The 16603-nt window shown below is 72.6% G+C and carries 17 protein-coding genes and 1 pseudogene; 11 read left to right on the top strand and 7 right to left on the bottom strand.

All coding sequences use genetic code 11. The features are described from left to right. Positions 1-16 precede the first annotated feature (16 nt). Genes hisH through hisF form a run of 4 tightly spaced genes read left to right on the top strand, consistent with a single transcriptional unit; the run spans position 17 to position 2599 of the window. Positions 17-652 (top strand): imidazole glycerol phosphate synthase subunit HisH, encoded by a 636-nt coding sequence (gene hisH / locus ACIQOW_RS02875; protein ID WP_401079078.1) that lies wholly within the window; start codon positions 17-19, stop codon positions 650-652. Between the two features lie 20 nt (positions 653-672). Then, positions 673-1395 (top strand): bifunctional 1-(5-phosphoribosyl)-5-((5-phosphoribosylamino)methylideneamino)imidazole-4-carboxamide isomerase/phosphoribosylanthranilate isomerase PriA, encoded by a 723-nt coding sequence (gene priA / locus ACIQOW_RS02880; RefSeq protein WP_401079081.1) that lies wholly within the window; start codon positions 673-675, stop codon positions 1393-1395. After that, positions 1392-1832 carry a RidA family protein gene (locus ACIQOW_RS02885; protein WP_188298706.1) on the top strand — a complete coding sequence of 147 codons (441 nt, stop codon included), beginning with the start codon at positions 1392-1394 and terminating at the stop codon, positions 1830-1832. The genes priA and ACIQOW_RS02885 overlap by 4 nt, the downstream gene beginning before the upstream one ends. Then, positions 1829-2599 (top strand): imidazole glycerol phosphate synthase subunit HisF, encoded by a 771-nt coding sequence (gene hisF / locus ACIQOW_RS02890; protein WP_401079085.1) that lies wholly within the window; start codon positions 1829-1831, stop codon positions 2597-2599. Before ACIQOW_RS02885 ends, hisF begins: the two co-directional genes overlap by 4 nt. 136 nt (positions 2600-2735) lie before the next feature. Here hisF and ACIQOW_RS02895 read toward each other — a convergent pair whose 3' ends face one another. The 3 genes from ACIQOW_RS02895 to ACIQOW_RS02905 all read right to left on the bottom strand — a co-directional run bounded on the left by ACIQOW_RS02895 (position 2736) and on the right by ACIQOW_RS02905 (position 5160). Next, a complete protein-coding gene (locus ACIQOW_RS02895) occupies positions 2736-3515 on the bottom strand; it encodes a VOC family protein (protein WP_401079088.1) in 780 nt (259 codons plus the stop codon). Positions 3516-3797: 282 nt separating this feature from the next. After that, positions 3798-4436 carry a TIGR03085 family metal-binding protein gene (locus tag ACIQOW_RS02900; protein ID WP_401079091.1) on the bottom strand — a complete coding sequence of 213 codons (639 nt, stop codon included), beginning with the start codon at positions 4434-4436 and terminating at the stop codon, positions 3798-3800. Positions 4437-4530: 94 nt separating this feature from the next. Then, entirely contained in the window at positions 4531-5160 is a 630-nt protein-coding gene (locus ACIQOW_RS02905) for a TetR/AcrR family transcriptional regulator (protein WP_188298701.1), read from the bottom strand. 112 nt (positions 5161-5272) lie between these two features. Here ACIQOW_RS02905 and ACIQOW_RS02910 point away from each other — a divergent pair, with 112 nt between their 5' ends. Beyond that, entirely contained in the window at positions 5273-5941 is a 669-nt protein-coding gene (locus ACIQOW_RS02910) for a hypothetical protein (protein WP_401079095.1), read from the top strand. 1028 nt (positions 5942-6969) lie between these two features. Continuing rightward, complete coding sequence (locus tag ACIQOW_RS02915; protein WP_401079098.1) at positions 6970-7515, top strand: GNAT family N-acetyltransferase; 546 nt, start codon at positions 6970-6972, stop codon at positions 7513-7515. Positions 7516-7586: 71 nt separating this feature from the next. On the opposite strand, the gene ACIQOW_RS02920 is transcribed toward ACIQOW_RS02915, so the two are convergent. The 4 genes and pseudogenes from ACIQOW_RS02920 to ACIQOW_RS02935 all read right to left on the bottom strand — a co-directional run bounded on the left by ACIQOW_RS02920 (position 7587) and on the right by ACIQOW_RS02935 (position 11228). Continuing rightward, entirely contained in the window at positions 7587-9056 is a 1470-nt protein-coding gene (locus ACIQOW_RS02920) for an alanine--tRNA ligase-related protein (RefSeq protein WP_401079101.1), read from the bottom strand. 43 nt (positions 9057-9099) lie between these two features. Beyond that, positions 9100-9489: pseudogene (locus tag ACIQOW_RS02925) on the bottom strand (LOG family protein); the annotation flags it as partial. Further along, entirely contained in the window at positions 9486-10358 is an 873-nt protein-coding gene (locus ACIQOW_RS02930; RefSeq protein ID WP_401079104.1) for a hypothetical protein, read from the bottom strand. The gene ACIQOW_RS02930 and the pseudogene ACIQOW_RS02925, both read right to left, overlap by 4 nt. Before the next feature lie 36 nt (positions 10359-10394). After that, the gene (locus ACIQOW_RS02935) at positions 10395-11228 is read right to left on the bottom strand and encodes an aspartyl/asparaginyl beta-hydroxylase domain-containing protein (RefSeq protein ID WP_401079107.1); all 834 of its coding nucleotides are present in this window, start codon (positions 11226-11228) and stop codon (positions 10395-10397) included. Between the two features lie 379 nt (positions 11229-11607). On the opposite strand from ACIQOW_RS02935, the gene ACIQOW_RS02940 reads away from it, so the two are divergent. The 5 genes from ACIQOW_RS02940 (at position 11608) to ACIQOW_RS02960 (ending at position 16592) form a co-directional block, all read left to right on the top strand. Continuing rightward, on the top strand, positions 11608-13008 hold the full coding sequence (locus tag ACIQOW_RS02940; protein WP_401079109.1) for a hypothetical protein: 1401 nt from the start codon (positions 11608-11610) through the stop codon (positions 13006-13008). Between the two features lie 23 nt (positions 13009-13031). Beyond that, positions 13032-13589 (top strand): GNAT family N-acetyltransferase, encoded by a 558-nt coding sequence (locus tag ACIQOW_RS02945; protein ID WP_401079111.1) that lies wholly within the window; start codon positions 13032-13034, stop codon positions 13587-13589. A gap of 382 nt (positions 13590-13971) precedes the next feature. Continuing rightward, positions 13972-14544: a hypothetical protein gene (locus ACIQOW_RS02950; protein ID WP_401079113.1), complete on the top strand. Its 573-nt coding sequence runs from the start codon at positions 13972-13974 to the stop codon at positions 14542-14544. Between the two features lie 114 nt (positions 14545-14658). Further along, on the top strand, positions 14659-15030 hold the full coding sequence (gene hisI, locus ACIQOW_RS02955; protein ID WP_401079115.1) for a phosphoribosyl-AMP cyclohydrolase: 372 nt from the start codon (positions 14659-14661) through the stop codon (positions 15028-15030). A 38-nt stretch (positions 15031-15068) separates the two neighbouring features. Continuing rightward, positions 15069-16592, top strand: a complete 1524-nt coding sequence (locus tag ACIQOW_RS02960; RefSeq protein WP_188298692.1) for an anthranilate synthase component I — start codon at positions 15069-15071, stop codon at positions 16590-16592. Positions 16593-16603 lie beyond the last annotated feature (11 nt).

A 16603-nucleotide genomic window follows, 5' to 3' on the forward strand; every position in this document is an offset into this window, starting at 1 on the left:
ACTGGACACCTGAACAATGGGCAAGAACGTCGTCGTCCTCGACTACGGCTCCGGCAACCTCCGCTCGGCGCAGCGCGCCCTGGAGCGGACCGGAGCGGACGTCACGGTCAGCTCCGACTACGACACCGCGATGGCCGCGGACGGCCTGCTCGTCCCCGGCGTGGGCGCCTTCGAGGCCTGCATGCGCGGGCTCAAGTCCGTCCGCGGGGACTGGATCATCGGCCGCCGGCTCGCCGGGGGCCGACCGGTCATGGGCATCTGCGTCGGCATGCAGATCCTCTTCGAGAAGGGGGTCGAGCACGGCGTCGAGACGGCCGGCTGCGACGAGTGGCCCGGCACCGTGGAGCCGCTGGACGCCCCCGTCGTCCCGCACATGGGCTGGAACACCGTGGACGCGCCCGAGGGCACCCGGATGTTCGCCGGCCTCGACCCGCAGACCCGCTTCTACTTCGTGCACTCCTACGGCGTCCGGCACTGGGAGCTGGAGACCCACAGCGCGCGGATCAACCCGCCGCTGGTCACCTGGGCCACGCACGGACAGCCGTTCGTCGCGGCCATCGAGAACGGCCCGCTGTGGGCCACCCAGTTCCACCCCGAGAAGTCCGGCGACGCCGGCGCCGCCCTGCTGACCAACTGGGTCAACACCCTCTGACTGCCTGAGAGTTGGAACTGATGAGCCTCGAACTTCTGCCCGCCGTCGATGTCCGCGACGGCCAGGCCGTCCGCCTGGTCAAGGGCGCCTCCGGCACCGAGACCTCCTTCGGCGAGCCGCTCGCCGCCGCCCTCGCCTGGCAGAACGCAGGCGCCGAGTGGCTGCACCTGGTCGACCTGGACGCCGCCTTCGGGACGGGCAGCAACTACGAGCTGCTGCGCGACGTCACCGGCAGCCTGGACATCAAGGTCGAGCTGTCCGGCGGCATCCGCGACGACGAGTCGCTGGCCCGCGCGCTCGCCACCGGCTGCACCCGGGTCAACCTCGGCACCGCCGCCCTGGAGGCCCCGGAGTGGGTCGCCAAGGCCATCGCCGAGCACGGAGACAAGATCGCCGTCGGCCTGGACGTGGTCGGCACCACCCTGCGCGGCCGCGGCTGGACCCGCGACGGCGGCCAGCTCTTCGACGTGCTGGCCCGCCTCGACCAGGAGGGCTGCGCCCGCTACGTCGTCACCGACGTCAACCGGGACGGCACCCTGACCGGCCCCAACCTCCAGCTGCTGCGCGACGTCTGCGCCGCGACGGACAAGCCCGTGGTCGCCTCCGGCGGCGTCTCCTCGCTGGACGACCTGCGCGCCATCGCCTCGCTGGTCGGCGAGGGTGTCGAGGGCGCCATCGTGGGCAAGGCACTCTACGAGCAGAAGTTCACCCTCGAAGAGGCCCTGGAGGCGGTTTCAGGATGACGGACGGTCGGATCGTACGTGGCAGGGTCGGCGGATTCTCCCCCTGGGAGGACGAGTTCGGCTACTCCCGGGCGGTCGCCGCGGGCGACCACGTGCACGTGGCCGGCTCCACCGCCTGGGTGGACGGCCGGATCGAGCACGAGGGCGACCCGTACCGGCAGACCCTCGCCGCGTTCGGCGTCGGGCTCTCGGCCCTCGCCGCGTACGGTCTGACCACGGACGACGTCGTCCGCACCCGGATGTACATCGCCCACGTCCGCGACGCCGAGGAGGTGGGCCGCGCCCACCGCGAACTCTTCGGCGCCGCACGCCCGGTGGCCACCATGGTGGTGGTCGACGGACTGATCGACTCCCGGATGCTGGTCGAGGTCGAGCTCGACGCGTACCGATCCGGGCTGGCAAAGACCCTGGAAGCCCCGGAAGGCGAACAGCCGTGACCCTCGCAGTACGTGTCATCCCCTGCCTCGACGTGGACGCCGGGCGGGTGGTCAAGGGCGTCAACTTCCAGAACCTGCGCGACGCCGGAGACCCGGTCGAGATGGCCAAGCTCTACGACGCCGAGGGCGCCGACGAGCTGACCTTCCTCGACATCACCGCCTCCTCCGGCGACCGGGAGACCACCTACGACGTGGTCCGCCGCACCGCCGAGCAGGTGTTCATCCCGCTGACCGTGGGCGGCGGCATCCGCGCCGTCGAGGACGTCGACAAGCTGCTGCGGGCCGGCGCCGACAAGGTCGGCGTCAACACCGCCGCGATCGCCCGGCCGGAGCTGGTGCGGGAGATCGCCCGGCGGTTCGGGCGGCAGGTGCTGGTGCTCTCGGTCGACGCCCGGCGCTGCCCCTCCGGCGTGGAGACCGAGTCGGGTTTCGAGGTCACCACGCACGGCGGACGCCAGGGCACCGGGCTCGACGCCGTCGAGTGGGCGGGCCGCGCCGCCGAGCTGGGCGCGGGCGAGATCCTGCTCAACTCGATGGACGCGGACGGCACCAAGGACGGCTACGACCTGGACATGATCCGGGCCGTGCGCAAGGCCGTCTCGGTGCCGGTGATCGCCTCCGGCGGGGCGGGCAGGCTCGCGGACTTCGGGCCGGCCGTCGACGCGGGCGCGGACGCGGTGCTGGCGGCCAGCGTGTTCCACTTCGGGGACCTGCGGATCGGCGACGTCAAGGGCGCGCTGCGGGAGGCCGGGCACCCGGTGCGGTGATCTTGTCGAGCGGTGCCTGTCCGCGTTCGCGGACGGGCACCGCTTTTTCGTCGGCTCAGGACTCCCGGGGTTCCTCGCGGGCTCAGGACTCCCGGGGTTTCTCCGCGGGCTCAGGACTCCCGGATTCTCCGCGGGCTCAGGACTCCCGGGGCTCGCCCTTGATCAGGGCGAAGGGTGCGCCGTTCGGGTCCGCGAGCCAGGCGAGCCGGCCGACGTTCTCCACGTCCGAGGCCGGCATCAGCACCGAGCCGCCGGCCGCCGTCGCCCTGGCGACCACCGCGTCCACGTCCTCGGCGGCGAAGTACGGCGTCCAGGCGGGGGGCTGCTCCGGCGACATGGTCGGAGCGATCCCGCCGAAGCCGGTGTCCCGCTGGTCGCCCTCGGCGGTGGAGACCACCCGGTAGTTCATGCCCGGCGACGGCTCGAAGTTCTCCACCCGCCAGCCGAACAGCTGCCGGTAGAAGGTGAAGGCGCCGTCCTGGTCGGACGTGTGCAGCTCGGCCCAGACCAGGGCGCCCTCCTCCGAGACGGCGTCCAGCCCCTTGGTGTTGCCCGCCTGCCAGACGGCGAAGCGGGCGCCCTGCGGGTCCGAGAACTGGGCCAGCCGGCCCTCCCGCATCACGTCCATGGGCTCGACCAGGACCTTGCCGCCGGCCTGCTGCACGGCGTTGGCGGTGGCGTCCGCGTCGGCGCTGCGGAAGTACGTCGTCCAGGTGGACTGGTCACCCTCGTCGAGCGAGCCGATCGCGCCGACGGTCCTCCCGTTCAGCTGGACGAAGCCGTAGCCACCGGTCTCGGGGATCTCCAGGAACGTCCAGCCGAAGACCTCGCGGTAGAAGCCGGCGGTGGCGGGGATGTCCGGGCTGCCCAGGTCGATCCAGCAGGGCGAGCCGATGGGGAAGTCGGTGGTGATCATGGGAGGGTGCCCCTTCGACGGTTCGACGCTTCGGCGACATGACCGGGGCGGTTCCGTCGGGCGCGCGCCCGCCCGCTCCCCGGCCACCTGCGAGTCTGCACCCGGGCACCGACATCCGCAGCCGGAGCACGGTCAGGGGAGCCCGGGCGGGCCCGTCCCGGGCTCAGCCCCCGGCCTTGTGCCAGGTGCGGGACGGCGAGGAGATGCCGTCGTAGCCGCTCCCGCCGGGGGCGTATCGACGGCCGGTCAACGTGCGGCACCTCCGCGTTGATCGGACGTCGGTCACGGCAGCGGCAGGACGTGGCGGAGGGCCTCGACGGCGTCGGGGGCGCCGTCGACGGCGAGGGTGGTCCGGTCGCCCCGGCCGTAGACGAAGAGGACCAGCTCGCCGGGTTCGCCGGTGAGGTGGACGGTGGGGGCGCCGGCCGGGCCGACGGTGAGGGAACGGCCGTCCGGATGGGTGAGGGCCAGTCGCACGGGGGAGCGGCGGCCCGCCTCGAAGCGGGCGATGAGGGGGAGGCGGCGCCACAGGGCCTCGGCGCGGCCGGGCGGGACGGACTGCCCGGTCCAGTCCTCGGCCGCGCGCACCACGTCCTCGGCGTGGACGAAGTACTCCACGGTGTTCGCCGCCTCGTCGGCACCGGGCAGGGCGAACGGGGAGTAGACCGGCGGGCCGGCCCGGAACAGCCGCACCAGCTCCTCGTACGGCCGCTCGGCGTAGCCGTCCTGCACCCGCTGCGTCCAGCCGGCCAGCGCGCCGACCCGGATGCCCGCGGCGGCGTCGGGGCGGCGCTCGCGGACGACCAGGTGGGCGGCGAGGTCCCGGGTGGTCCAGCCGGCGCAGAGGGTGGGGGCGTCCGGCCCGGCGGCGGTGAGCAGTCGGGCGAGCCGGTGGCGTTCGGCGAGGGCGTGGTTCGACATGGCGTCAGCCTAGGGGGTCGGTCCTGTGCCGGGCCGGTCCGGCCGGTCGGGGTCTCCGGGGTCCCTTCTCTGGGGTCCCGTTTCCCGGGTGCCGTCAGCCGGGGGTGGCCGCGAAGCCGGCGCAGAGCAGGCGGACGCTCCGGGTGAACTTCTCGTCCTGGCTCAGGCGCGGCATCGACGGGCCCATGACCAGGGGGAACCGCTCGCACAGTTCGGCGTACAGCTCGGCGGTGACGGGCGGCGGCGCGGCCGGCTGGTTCTGCTCCTGGAGGACGAAGCCGGTGACGTGGCTGAGGAGGGTGTCGGCGGCGATCGCGCAGTGGCCGGCGGGCAGGCCGGCGTCGAGGAGGGTGCGCAGCAGGCGTTCCATCAGGGAGAGGGCGCCGGTGCTGAGCGTGCCGGGGCTCTCGGCGAGGAGCTGGGCGCCGCCGGGGTGCTGTTTGATGCTCAGGCGCAGGGCGGTGGCCTGGGTCCGGACGCGGTCCTGCCAGGTGGCGGTGGCCGGAAGGCCGTCCAGGGCTTCGGTGCCGGCGTCGTACGCCCGTCGGCAGACCCGGTCGGCCATCAGGGCGAGCAGTTCGTCCTTGCCGCGTACGTGGTAGTAGAGGCTGCCCGCGTGGGCGTCGAGGCGGTCGGCGACCTGGCGCATGGACAGGTTCTGGTAGCCGACCTCGGCGAAGACGGCCATGCCCGCGTCGACGATGCGGTCCTTGGTGAGCTTCATGGGCCTACCGTACAACGCATTCCAACACTGTTCGAAAACTGTGCTAGCTTTGCGCCGTCGGATTTTCGAACGGCGTTGGAAAGCGTCGGAACCGGGGGGGAGGGGCCAGGCAATGGGGGCGATCGTCTTCAACGTGACCACGGCCGCGCTGATGGTCATGATGGTCAACTGCGGGCTCGGCGTGGTCGGCCGCGAGACCCTGCGGGGGCGGCCGCTCCCGTGGGCGGCGATCGGCCTGACCGCGCTCGCCGTCGGCGGCGTGCTGCTCCAACTGGTCTGGTCCGGCGCCATGGACGCGCTCGACGCGGACCCCGCCAGGTCCGGCTGGTGGCGCGAGTTCACCTCGGTGTTCATGCAGAACGGCGGCCTCTTCGGCGGCCTGTGGAACCTCGTCACCCTCGCCGCCGTCGCCGCGCTCGCCCAGTGGTACTGGGGCGGCCCGCTCACCCTCGGCTTCTTCCTCGCCGGCATCCTGCTGCCCGGCCGGATCGACACCCTGCTCGGCCTCGGCGACGGCCCCAGCACCGACCCGCGCAACTTCGCCGGCAGCTCCGGCGCCACCTACTTCCTCGGCGCCGGCCTCGCCCTCGCCTTCCTCACCCGCACCCGTCTGCCCAGGGAAATCGCCCTGGCGGCCGGCGTCCCCGCGCTCGGCCTCGCGATGTGGATCGCCCAGGACAACGGCCACGGGCTGGTCTCCGTCTACGGCTTCGCCCTCGCCGCGGCCGTCTGGGCGGTCCGCCGCCGCCTGCCCCGCCCGGCCCCCGGGCGAGCGGCCTGACCGGGGGCCGGGCGGCGGCCTCCCGCGGCGCGCAATGACGTCGGCCCCGACCGGAACCCGGTCGGGGCCGACCTCTGCCGACCGGGATGTCACCGACCACCCCGGAAGCCGGCCCACCGCTGAGCTGCCCGGCGCAGCCCGGCAGTCCACGGGTCCGGATCCGCTCCGGCGATGTCGGCCCACATCCGGGCCTGGGCCCCCGCGAAGGCGTCCACCACCGGCCGGCTCGCCGCGCTGCCACGCCGGAACCCTGGCAGCCCACGCCTCCGCCGAGGCCGGACTGTGGCCGCCCGCGGCGATCAACCAGATCACCCACAGAGCCGGGTCGATCCAGGGCGCTCCACGGGTGGCCCACGCCCAGTCGACCAGGAGCGCGCGATCCTGGCGGATCAACGCGTTCTCGTTGTTCAGGTCGGTGTGCAGCAGGGAACCGCCGGCGAATCGGGCCGGCATCCCGGGATCGTCCACGTATGCGGACCAGCGCTGCTCGGCACGACGAATCCCGATCTCGGGGCATGGCGTGCTGCCGAGTCGGCTGAGGACGTCGACCATGAGCTCCAGGTCCCCGGAGGCCTCGTAGTCGGCGTGACGGCCCTTGATGTGTTCGAACGCGACCAGGCTCCAGCCGTCAACCTCCAGAAGCCACAGCACCTTTGGGGTGAGCCCTGGAAGGAAGGGGTTGATCTCCGCTTCCCGTCGCTGGGTCCACACCCGCGGGTGGCTCAGCCGCATGCCCTTGACGAACACACTGCCCTCCGCGGTAGCGAGCCTGGCGGCGATCTCGGAATTGAATCCGGCCGGGACGGTCTCCGCGGTGAGGACCCGCCCTCCGAGCCGGGCAGAAGCGGCCAGGCGAACGGAGTCGGGCAGGTCCGTCCAGCGGACACGGGTGGTGGTCACGGCGCACAGCCTCCCAGAACCGGCCCGGCGTGGTGCTCCGCCATTTCGGAGCGGGCCGCGTCGTGCGCGTAGGAGCGTGACCACGGTTCAGCGGGCGGCAGGTCGGTGCTCAGCCGACACTTGATCCCGTGACGACACGATCAGCCCACGGGTCGAGTTCGCCATGTTCCGGCGAGACGATCGAGGTGCGGCGATTCACCGAGGGCGACTCCGCTGAAGAGCTCACGCGTCTGCTTCGCCGCGCGTATTCCGAGCACGCAGCCGCCGGGCGAGTCTTCTTCGCCTCCTACCAGTCCATCGAGGACACGGCTACCCGGGTGGGTAGGGGCGAGTGCTGGCTGGCTCTGCATGAGACTGAGCCGGTGGGCACCGTGACGGTAGCGGCCCCGCACGAGGTCCCGGAAGGGTATCCAGCCCCAGCGGGAGCAGGCTCGTTCTGGCAGCTGGCGGTGGATCCCGGGTTCAGGGGGACGGGCCTCGGGCACAGGCTGCTGACCTTGGCGGAGGAACGGATCGTTGCGCTCGGGTCCACGGTGGCCGTCATCGATACGTCGGCCGAGGCCATCGAGTTGGTCGGCTGGTATCGCCGGCGGGGGTACGTGCCGGTCGGGACGTGGCATTGGGATGTCACCAACTACCAGAGCGTGGTCCTGCTGAAGAACCTGGTGGTCTGACGAGGGGGTCGCAAGGACTGGCGGAGCCTCCCCGGGAATGGGAGGCTCCGCCCGCGCCTGGCGACCTGGCCCTACCGGCCGAGGGCTCGGGCGGCGTCCTGGGCGGCGATGGTGAGGGCCTCGTCGAGGCCCTCGGGCTGGCGTCCGCCGGCGTTGGCGACATGGCCCTTGCCACCGGTGCCGCCTCCGACCGCGTGGGCGGCGGCGGTGAGGATCTGGCTGGCGTGGGTGCCGGTGTCGTGGAGGCTGCGGGTGATGGCGGCGGCGAAGAGGGCCCTGCCGTCGTGTTCGGTGCCGAGGACGACGACGGCGTGGTCGTCGCCCAGGAGGTCGGCGGTGTTGGTGGCCAGGGTGCGGAGTTCGTCTGGGCCGAGGCCGGTGACCTTCTCGGTGACGATCCGGCCGCCGGGGACGGTGCGGGCGGAGACCGCGAGCTGCTGGGCCTGGTTGCGGAGCTCGGTGTCGCGGAGGCGGGCGAGTTCCTGTTGGGCGGTGGTCAGGGCGTCGAGGCGCTTGCGGAGGGTGTCGGGGGCGTCCTGGGGGCGGGTGCCGAGGAGGCTGGAGAGTTCTTCGAGGAGGCGGCGTTCGGTGTCGTGGTAGGTGAGGGCGTCGCGGCCGGTGAGGGCTTCGATGCGGCGGAGGTTGGATCCGATGCTGGCTTCGCCGAGGATGCGGACGGGACCGGCACCCGCACCGTGGGGGACGTGGGTGCCGCCGCAGAGTTCGCGGGAGAAGTCGCCGATGTCGACGATGCGGACGTGGTCGCCGTACTTCTCGCCGAACAGGGCCGTGGCTCCGGCGGCCTCGGCTTCGGAGCGGGTGGCGTGCCAGATGCGGACTTCGGGGTCATCGAGGAGGTGGTCGTTGACGAGAGTCTCGATGGCGGCGAGCTGGGCGCGGTCGAGGGCGGAGAAGTGGGCGAAGTCGAAGCGCAGGCGACCGGCGTCGACGAGGGAGCCGTGCTGGCGGGCGTGGTCGCCGAGGGTGCGGCGGAGCATGGCGTGCAGGACGTGGGTGGCGGAGTGGGAGCGGGCGACCGCGTCGCGGCGCGGGCCGTCGACGAGGGCTTCGGCCTGTTCGCCGGTGCGGATCTCGCCTTCGCGGACGCGGACGGTGTGGACGTGGAAGCCCTCCAGGCCGAGCTTGGTGTCCAGGACTTCGAGGAGCGCGTCGCCGGCGGTGCGGATGGTGCCGGTGTCGCCGACCTGGCCGCCGGACTCGGCGTAGAACGGGCTGCGGTCCAGGACGAGTTCGAGCGTGGTGCCCTGGTCGGCGCCGGGCACGACGGTGCCGTCGGAGATGAGGCCGAGGATGGTGGCTTCGGCGTCGAGGCGTTCGTAGCCGGTGAAGTCGGTGCGGCCGTGGCGGGAGGACAGTTCGCGGTAGGTGTCCTGGCGGCGCAGGGCCTCGGCGGTGGGCGCGGAAGGCGTCGGCGGACCCCGCGGTGGCGAGGAAGCCGAGCGGCCGGGTCGGGGTCTCGTACAGCCACCGCTCCTCGCGCAGGAAGGCGAGCAGACGCAGGGCTGCCGGTCCGGCGACACAGACCGGGACGGGCCGGATGGCGGTCGCGTAGTAGAGGGCGGCGGTCAGCTCGTGGAGGGTGCCGACACCACCGCCCATGGCGACGATCAGGTCGGCGTGCTCCAGGTAGTGGTTGAGGCGGGCACCGGGGTCGGGCAGGTGGACGGACAGGGTGGTGTGCGGGTTGAACGCGCCCCACTCGTCGTGCTTGCCGATCAGCGTGACGGCGGTGACCGTGGCTCCCTGGCCTCCGGCTCCGCGGGCGGCGGCCTCCATCAGCCCGTTGTAGCCGCCGTGCAGGAGCTGGTACCCGGCCTGGGCCAAGCTCCGGCCGATCTCCTCGGCCAGTGCCTCCTCCTCGGCCGAGGCGGGGACGACACCGCCGAAGAAGACGGCGGTCAGGCCCTCGCGGGCCCGGCTGGCGGCCGGGCCCGCGAGGTGGAGTGCGTTCACACCAGCTCCTGGTAGGTGCGGTAGGCGGCGATCGCGTCGCGCAGGCCGTCGAGCGCCTGCGGGCAGGCCCGCTCCGTCAAGGCGAGCACCCGCTCGATCGCCTTGGTGACATCGGCCGCCTCCGGGATGGCCGGGCCACCGATCGCCGCATCCAGGTCACCCAGGCAGGCCCGGCCGATCGGGGTGACGGCGATCTCCTCGCGCAGCTGGTACCAGCCCCAGTACCGCGAGGCCGGGGCCAGAGCCGTCTTGATCAGGTCCTTCGTAGCCGTGTGCAGCCGGTGCCACTCGGAGTACGCCACGAACCGCTGGCCGCGCCGGATCCGCTTGTGCAGGAGCACGGCCAGCACCAAGTGCTCGATCAGCAGCTCGGCGCAGGAGCGCGGCCGGGCGGCGAAGGCGGCGACGAAGCTCTCGGCCGCCGCGATGTCCGCCACGTCGACCGGTCCGGGCCGGCGGTCAAGGAGGACGGCGGTGCTGACCATCGCCTGCAGCCGCGGGATCCGGGAGGCCGGTGCGACGTAGAGGTCGATCTGGTGGAGCTTCCCCTCGTCCGGGACGAGGAAGACCATCCCGACGCCACCGAGGTCGGCGACGATCGTGTCGCGCCAGCCGGGCAGCAGGGCGCCGGCCTCGACCGGCATCAGGGTTTCCAGCGCCTCGACGAAGGCCGGGAGTTGGGCGTCGTGGACGCCGACGACGAAGTCGACGTCGGACAGGCGGTCGGCGGTGCCGTGGGCCAGCGAGCCGCGGACCATCAGATGGGTCACCGACAGGGAGGTGGCCAGGATGTCGGCGAGCTTCGACAGCAGCGGCAGCTGTGCGGGCCGGTTGGCCTGGGTGATCGCCGCCAGTTGCAGGGTGGGCATGCGCTTCTTCCTTCCGGGCGTAGGTGCGGGCTGGGATCAGGCGGGGAGAGCGAGCAGGCGGCGCTTGGCGGCCTCCCAGCGCGTCGCGGCCTCCATGTCGCCGAGGGAGGTGTGCAGTTCGGCGATCAGGTCGTAGGCCGTGCCCTCCGGCAGGGCGTAGGTGTAGAAGAGCCGCAGCAGCATCCGCTCGGCCGCCTCCGTGTAGCCGAGGGTGGCCATGGTGCGGGCGCTCTCCAGTCGCGCGGCCAGGATGTTCTGGTCGGCGACGGGCAGCGGCTCCGCGACCGTCGGGCTGAGCGCGGGCCGGCGGGCCAGGTGCCGGTAGGCGTCGTCGGCGTACACGTCGGCGATCAGGTGGATCCGGTCCGGGCCGAGCAGGTTGCACACCCCGTGGGCGTACGTCGGCGTCAGCCGCCAGATCCGCCCGCCCGTCATGTGCACCTTGGTGCTGCCGGTGACCAGGAAGGCGGACCTGTTGGTGTGCAGCGGGACGTGCAGCCGGTGCCGCTCGACCTGGTGAAGTTCGTTGTAGTCGCGGTGCTCCCAGAGGAAGGCGTTGCCCTCCAGCCGGGCCAGCCGCACCCACATGAAGTGCAGGCCGAGGCCGGCCAGGAACGCGGCGGTGGCCGGCATCCGCCCCAGCAGGTCGGTCGGACGGGCGGCGCAGTCGCCGATCGTCACGTCGGCGGCGTCGCCGGACGCGTTCATCAGTGAGGTGGTCCACCAGCCGCCGGACTGGTAGGCGCCGTACTCCTCCTTCCAGGGCGCATGGGCGGTCAGGGCCTCGTGGCGAATCCGCTCCAGATGGGCGGAGTCCACGGCGTCCAGCTGGGCGATCTGCCCGGCCAGAGCGGTCAGGGTGCTGTCCATCGGTTCCCTCCCGGGCCGGCTCGCGGCATGGCGAGCCGGAGTGCACGTGGTGCTGGATGGGGTCGATCGGGCGCCGGTCCCAGCGCCCTCGATCTCACGCTTCGCTGTCGGCTATGCACGGACGGCGAGGTGGCGTTCAGGATGGCGGCGCAGGGTGCGGCATCGATACGACGAGGCTGCCGTCACCATCCCGTCGTCCTGAGGGCGGCGAGGCCAGTGTCATGGCGGTGTGCGTCGTGACTGCCGTCATGGCCGCCGTCATCTGGTCCGGTACGGCCTCGAACGGGTTTCCTGTCGAGCGACGATGGCTATCGTCAGAGCAGACGAACGGGGACGGAGATGATCCGCGGTGGCTGAAACTCCCACACTCCTACGGGTTTTGACGCTTCAGCGGCACTGGCAGGTCTACGAGACCTTCCGCCTCCGGTTCGAGGCGACGGCGAACTCGGCCGCCGAGCAGGAGCGCGACCCCCGACTCCGGGGCCTGTCGGTCTCCAAGCGGCAGTTCGAGCGTTGGTACGGCGGAGCGGTGAAGACCCGCCCCTACCCGGACCAGTGCCGGGTGCTGGAGGCCATGTTCGGCGTCGGCGTCGGCCAACTCCTCGCACCCGCACCGGCCGGCCACCCGCACGCCGACACCGCCTCGTTCGTCGTCCCGCCACCACGGCCGGTCCCTGTCCTCCTCCCATCCGAGCAGGCAGCGGCACTGCCTGTCGGTGGCCCGTCCAGCAGCGAACCCCGCTTCGACGCGGGCACAACGGAATTGGAAAGGCAGGTCATGATGGCGGCTCGTCGGGCACTTCGGTTCACCGCGATGGCGGAGGGCAGCAGCATCGGCTCGGAGACCCTGGGCCAGATCCACGACGAGGTACGGCGACTGACCGCCGCCTACCCGAAGCTGGCCCTGCCGGCCCTGCTCGGCGACCTGGTCGAGGTCCAGGACCTCACCTTCCGGCTACTGGAGCACGGCCGCGTCAAGCCGTTGCAGGCCCGGGAGCTGTACCTGCTCGCCGGGATCACCTCCGGAATGCTCGCCAAGGCCAGCCACGACCTCGGCAACCCGAGCGCCGCGATGATGCAGGCCCGCACCGCCTTCGTCTGCGCCGACAACGCCGACCACCACGCCATGCGCGCCTGGGTCCGCTCGCTCCAATCGCTCATCTCCTACTGGGCAGGCCGCCCCGGCGAGGCCGCCGAGTACGCGGCACTCGGGCAGAGCGTGGCCGGCGACGTCCACGGGACCACCGGCGTCTGGCTGGCCTGCCTCTCCGCCCGCGCCCACTCCCTCCTCGGCGACGGCGAGGCCACCCGTACGGCCATCCTGCGGGCCGAGGACGCCCGCGCGGCGGTCGAACCCGACGATCTCGACGCCTTCGGCGGCATCATGACCTTCCCGGTGCCCCGCCAGCTGTACTACGTCGCCGAGGCCACCGTGCAGCTCGGCGAGGACCCGGCACTCGGCGAGAGCCAGTCCGAAGCAGCCGTCGTCGCCTACCGCAGTGCCACCGAGGACGAGTGGGCCTTCGGCGACCAGGCCGGCGCCCAGACCGACCTCGCACTCGCCCGCATCGCCCGCGGCGAGATCGAGGGCGCCGCCGAGGCCGTCCGCCCCGTGCTCGACCTCCCCGTCGAGCAGCGGAACTTCGGCATCGTGAGCAGCGCCCAGCGCGTCCACGTCGCTCTGCACGGCGACGGCCGCCGCAGCGGCAGCGCGGCGGCCGGACTGCGCGAGGAGGTCGAGGCCTTCACCGCCACCCCGACCTCCGTCCTCGTCCGGTGACCCCACGGATAGGCTCCGCCGCCATGACCCCAGTTGACCTGACCGGCCCCAGCCTGGCACTGCGCGAGGTCGAACCCGAGGACACCGACGACCTCCTGGCCATCTACGGCGACCCCGAGGCCACCAGGCACCTCAGCTTCGAACCCCGCACCCGCGAGCAGGTCCAGGCGATCACCGCCCGCTCCATCGCCTCCGCGAACGCCACCCCGCGCGACGAGTACTGTCTCGCCGTCACCCGACGCGGCGAGCACCGGCTGATCGGCTACGCCCGCCTGGCCACCGAGCCACAGCAGGCCGCCACCATCGGCTTCGCCCTCTACCCGGCCGAGTGGGGCAAAGGCCTCGGCACGGAAACCGTCCACCTGCTGTGCGCGCTCGGCTTCAACGCCCTGGGGCTGCATCGCATCTGGGCGGCTCGCTCACCGCTCAACGAGGCATCGGCGCGCACCCTGTTGCGCGCCGGCATGACCGAGGACGGCCGCATCCGCGACCACGTCTTCGTCCACGGCGCCTGGCGCGACTCCATCACCTACTCGATCCTGGAACACGAGTGGACGCCGGTTGGCGGTCCCGACACGTGAAATCGCCTCGGGCGAGGTGGCCTTCCGGATGATCCCTGAGGTGCCGAGTCCCCTGCCCCGTGGGTGGCATGCCTGGGGTGGTGTGTGGGGTGCGGCCTCTCGGTATTCCGAGAGGCCGCACCCGAATCCGGTTCGCGTTTCCATTCGTTCGGCTTCTTGGCGCGGCTCCCCTCGGCGCCGCCGAGGGGAGCCGCACATTCGATGTGTTGTCCGCCCGTTGAGGCCCCTCTTTGTTGGATCAGCCCATTTCCTCTTTTGTCTGAAGTCATTCTTGTTTGTGAGATCAGGTGCCCTGTGGCGGGCTTTCGGCTCCGGCAGCCCGTACGGGTGAGTTCGGCGAAGCGGCTGCCGAGCGGGGCCGGTGTGGGCCATCCTCGTGGCCATGACCTCCGAGCAGCCGCCGCCCGCAGCCGACTCCCGTCCGTCCCGCGGCCTGGTCCTCACCGTTGCCGCCGTGCTGGTCGTCCTGCTCGCGGTGGTGGCCACCGCGGTGCTGTGGCCGGACGACAAGAAGCCGGCCGCCGCGCCGCCGCCGCCCACCCCCACGGCCACGCCGACGCCGACCCCCACGCCGACGCCCACCCCCACCAAGCCGCCGCCGCCGTACGCCTTCTTCCCGGTCGGCGCCTGCTTCGACCACCCCCAGCTGAGCCCGGTGATCACCAAGGCGGAGGAGCGCCCGTGCGCCGGCGAGCACGACGGCGAGGTGATCGCCGACCTCCAGCTCGCCGACGGCCTCACCGGGGAGATCCCGCTCGCCCTCGCCATGCGGGAGGGCTGCAAGGACGCCGAAGCCGCCGCCAAGGCCCGCCAGGGCGACGGAAAGACCTACTACGGCCGCCAGTTCGGCCCGGCCATGGCCAACTACCAGCAGGGCTGGCGGGACTACACCTGCACCCTGACCGTGAGCAACAAGCAGGGCGGCCCCAAGCTGACCGGGCAGTTGCGCCCGTAGCGGGCCCGGTGCGATCCGGTTCGTCCCGCGGAAGCCGAGGGGAGCGCCGCCCCGCAGGTGGTAGCGCGGGCGGGCGCCGCGGCGGCGGCGGGCCGGGCTGACACAATGGGGCCCATGTCCACCACACCCGCCACTCCCGGCAGCACCGCCCTCGCCCCCGGGATCGCCGCCCGCCTCAAGCGCACCGAGGACGGGCTGGTCCCGGCCGTCGCCCAGCAGTACGACACCGGCGAGGTGCTGATGCTCGGCTGGATGGACGACGAGGCGCTGCACCGCACCCTCACCACCGGCCGCTGCACCTACTGGAGCCGCAGCCGCCGTGAGTACTGGGTGAAGGGCGACACCTCGGGCCACGTCCAGGTGGTCAAGTCGGTGGCCCTGGACTGTGACGGCGACACCCTGCTGGTCAAGGTCGACCAGACCGGCGCGGCCTGCCACACCGGCGACCGCACCTGCTTCGACGCCGACGTGCTCCCGCTGTCCTGACCCCACTCCGCCCACAACTCCAGAAGGTGCCGCCCGTCATGGAACTCGAAGCCTTCCGCAAGCTCGCCGTCGACACCCGGGTCATCCCGGTCACCCGCAGGCTCCTCGCGGACGGCCTCACCCCGATCGGCCTCTACCGCAGCCTCGCCGAGGAGCGCCCCGGCACCTTCCTGCTGGAGTCCGCCGAACAGGGCCGCAGCTGGTCGCGCTACTCCTTCGTCGGGGTGCGCAGCGCCGCCTCGCTCACCGTCGGCCCGGACGGCGGGGCCCGCTGGCTCGGCACCCCGCCGGTCGGCATCCCCACCACCGGCGACCCGCTGGAGGTGCTGCGGGCCGCGCTCCAGGCGCTGCACACCCCGCGCCAGGAGGACGACGGCCTGCCCCCGCTCACCGGCGGCCTGGTCGGCTACCTCGGCTACGACATCGTCCGCCGGCTGGAGAAGCTGCCCGACCTCAACCCGGACGACCTGCGGCTCCCCGAGCTCACCATGCTGCTCGCCACCGACCTCGCGGTGCTCGACCACGTCGACGGCACGGTGCTGCTGATCGCCAACGCCGTCAACCACAACGACCTGGCCAGCGGCGTGGACGAGGCCTGGGCGGACGCGGTGGCCCGGCTGGACGCGATGGAGGCCGAGCTGTCCAAGCCGGTCGACCCGGGCCTGGCCACCTTCACCCCGGCCGGCCCCGGCGAGGTGCACTCGCCGTTCGGCGGCGAGCCGTACCGGGCCGCGGTGGAGGAGATCAAGGAGCGGATCCGGGCCGGCGAGGCCTTCCAGGTGGTGCCCTCGCAGCGCTTCGAGGCGCCCTGCCCGGCCTCCGCGCTGGACGTCTACCGGGTGCTGCGCACCACCAACCCCAGCCCGTACATGTACCTGTTCCGCTTCCCCGGCCCGGACGGCGGGGCCGAGGGCGGCTTCGACGTGGTCGGGTCCAGCCCCGAGGCGCTGGTCAAGGTCACCGAGGGCGAGGCGATGCTGCACCCGATCGCCGGTACCCGGCACCGCGGCGCCACCCCGCACGAGGACGCGGCGCTGGCCGCCGAGCTGCTCGCCGACCCCAAGGAGCGGGCCGAGCACCTGATGCTGGTGGACCTCGGCCGCAACGACCTCGGCCGGGTCTGCGAGCCGGGCAGCGTCGAGGTGGTCGACTTCATGCAGATCGAGCGCTACAGCCACGTGATGCACATCGTGTCGACGGTCACCGGCAAGGTCGCCCCCGGGCGGACCGCCTTCGACGTGCTGACCGCCTGCTTCCCGGCCGGCACCCTCTCCGGCGCGCCCAAGCCGCGGGCGATGCGGATCATCGAGGAGCTGGAGCCCACCCGCCGCGGCCTGTACGGGGGCTGCGTCGGCTATCTGGACTTCGCGGGGGACTCGGACACCGCGATCGCGATCCGCACCGCGGTGCTGCGCGACGGCACCGCGTACGTGCAGGCCGGTGCGGGCGTGGTCGCCGACTCCGACCCGCACGGCGAGGACACCGAGTGCCGCAACAAGGCGGCCGCCGTGCTGCGGGCCGTCGCCACCGCCAATACGCTGCGGACGCCGGAACCGTCGTAGCGGTCGCGGGG

This window comes from Kitasatospora sp. NPDC091335 (assembly GCF_044757205.1).
Taxonomy (GTDB): domain Bacteria; phylum Actinomycetota; class Actinomycetes; order Streptomycetales; family Streptomycetaceae; genus Kitasatospora.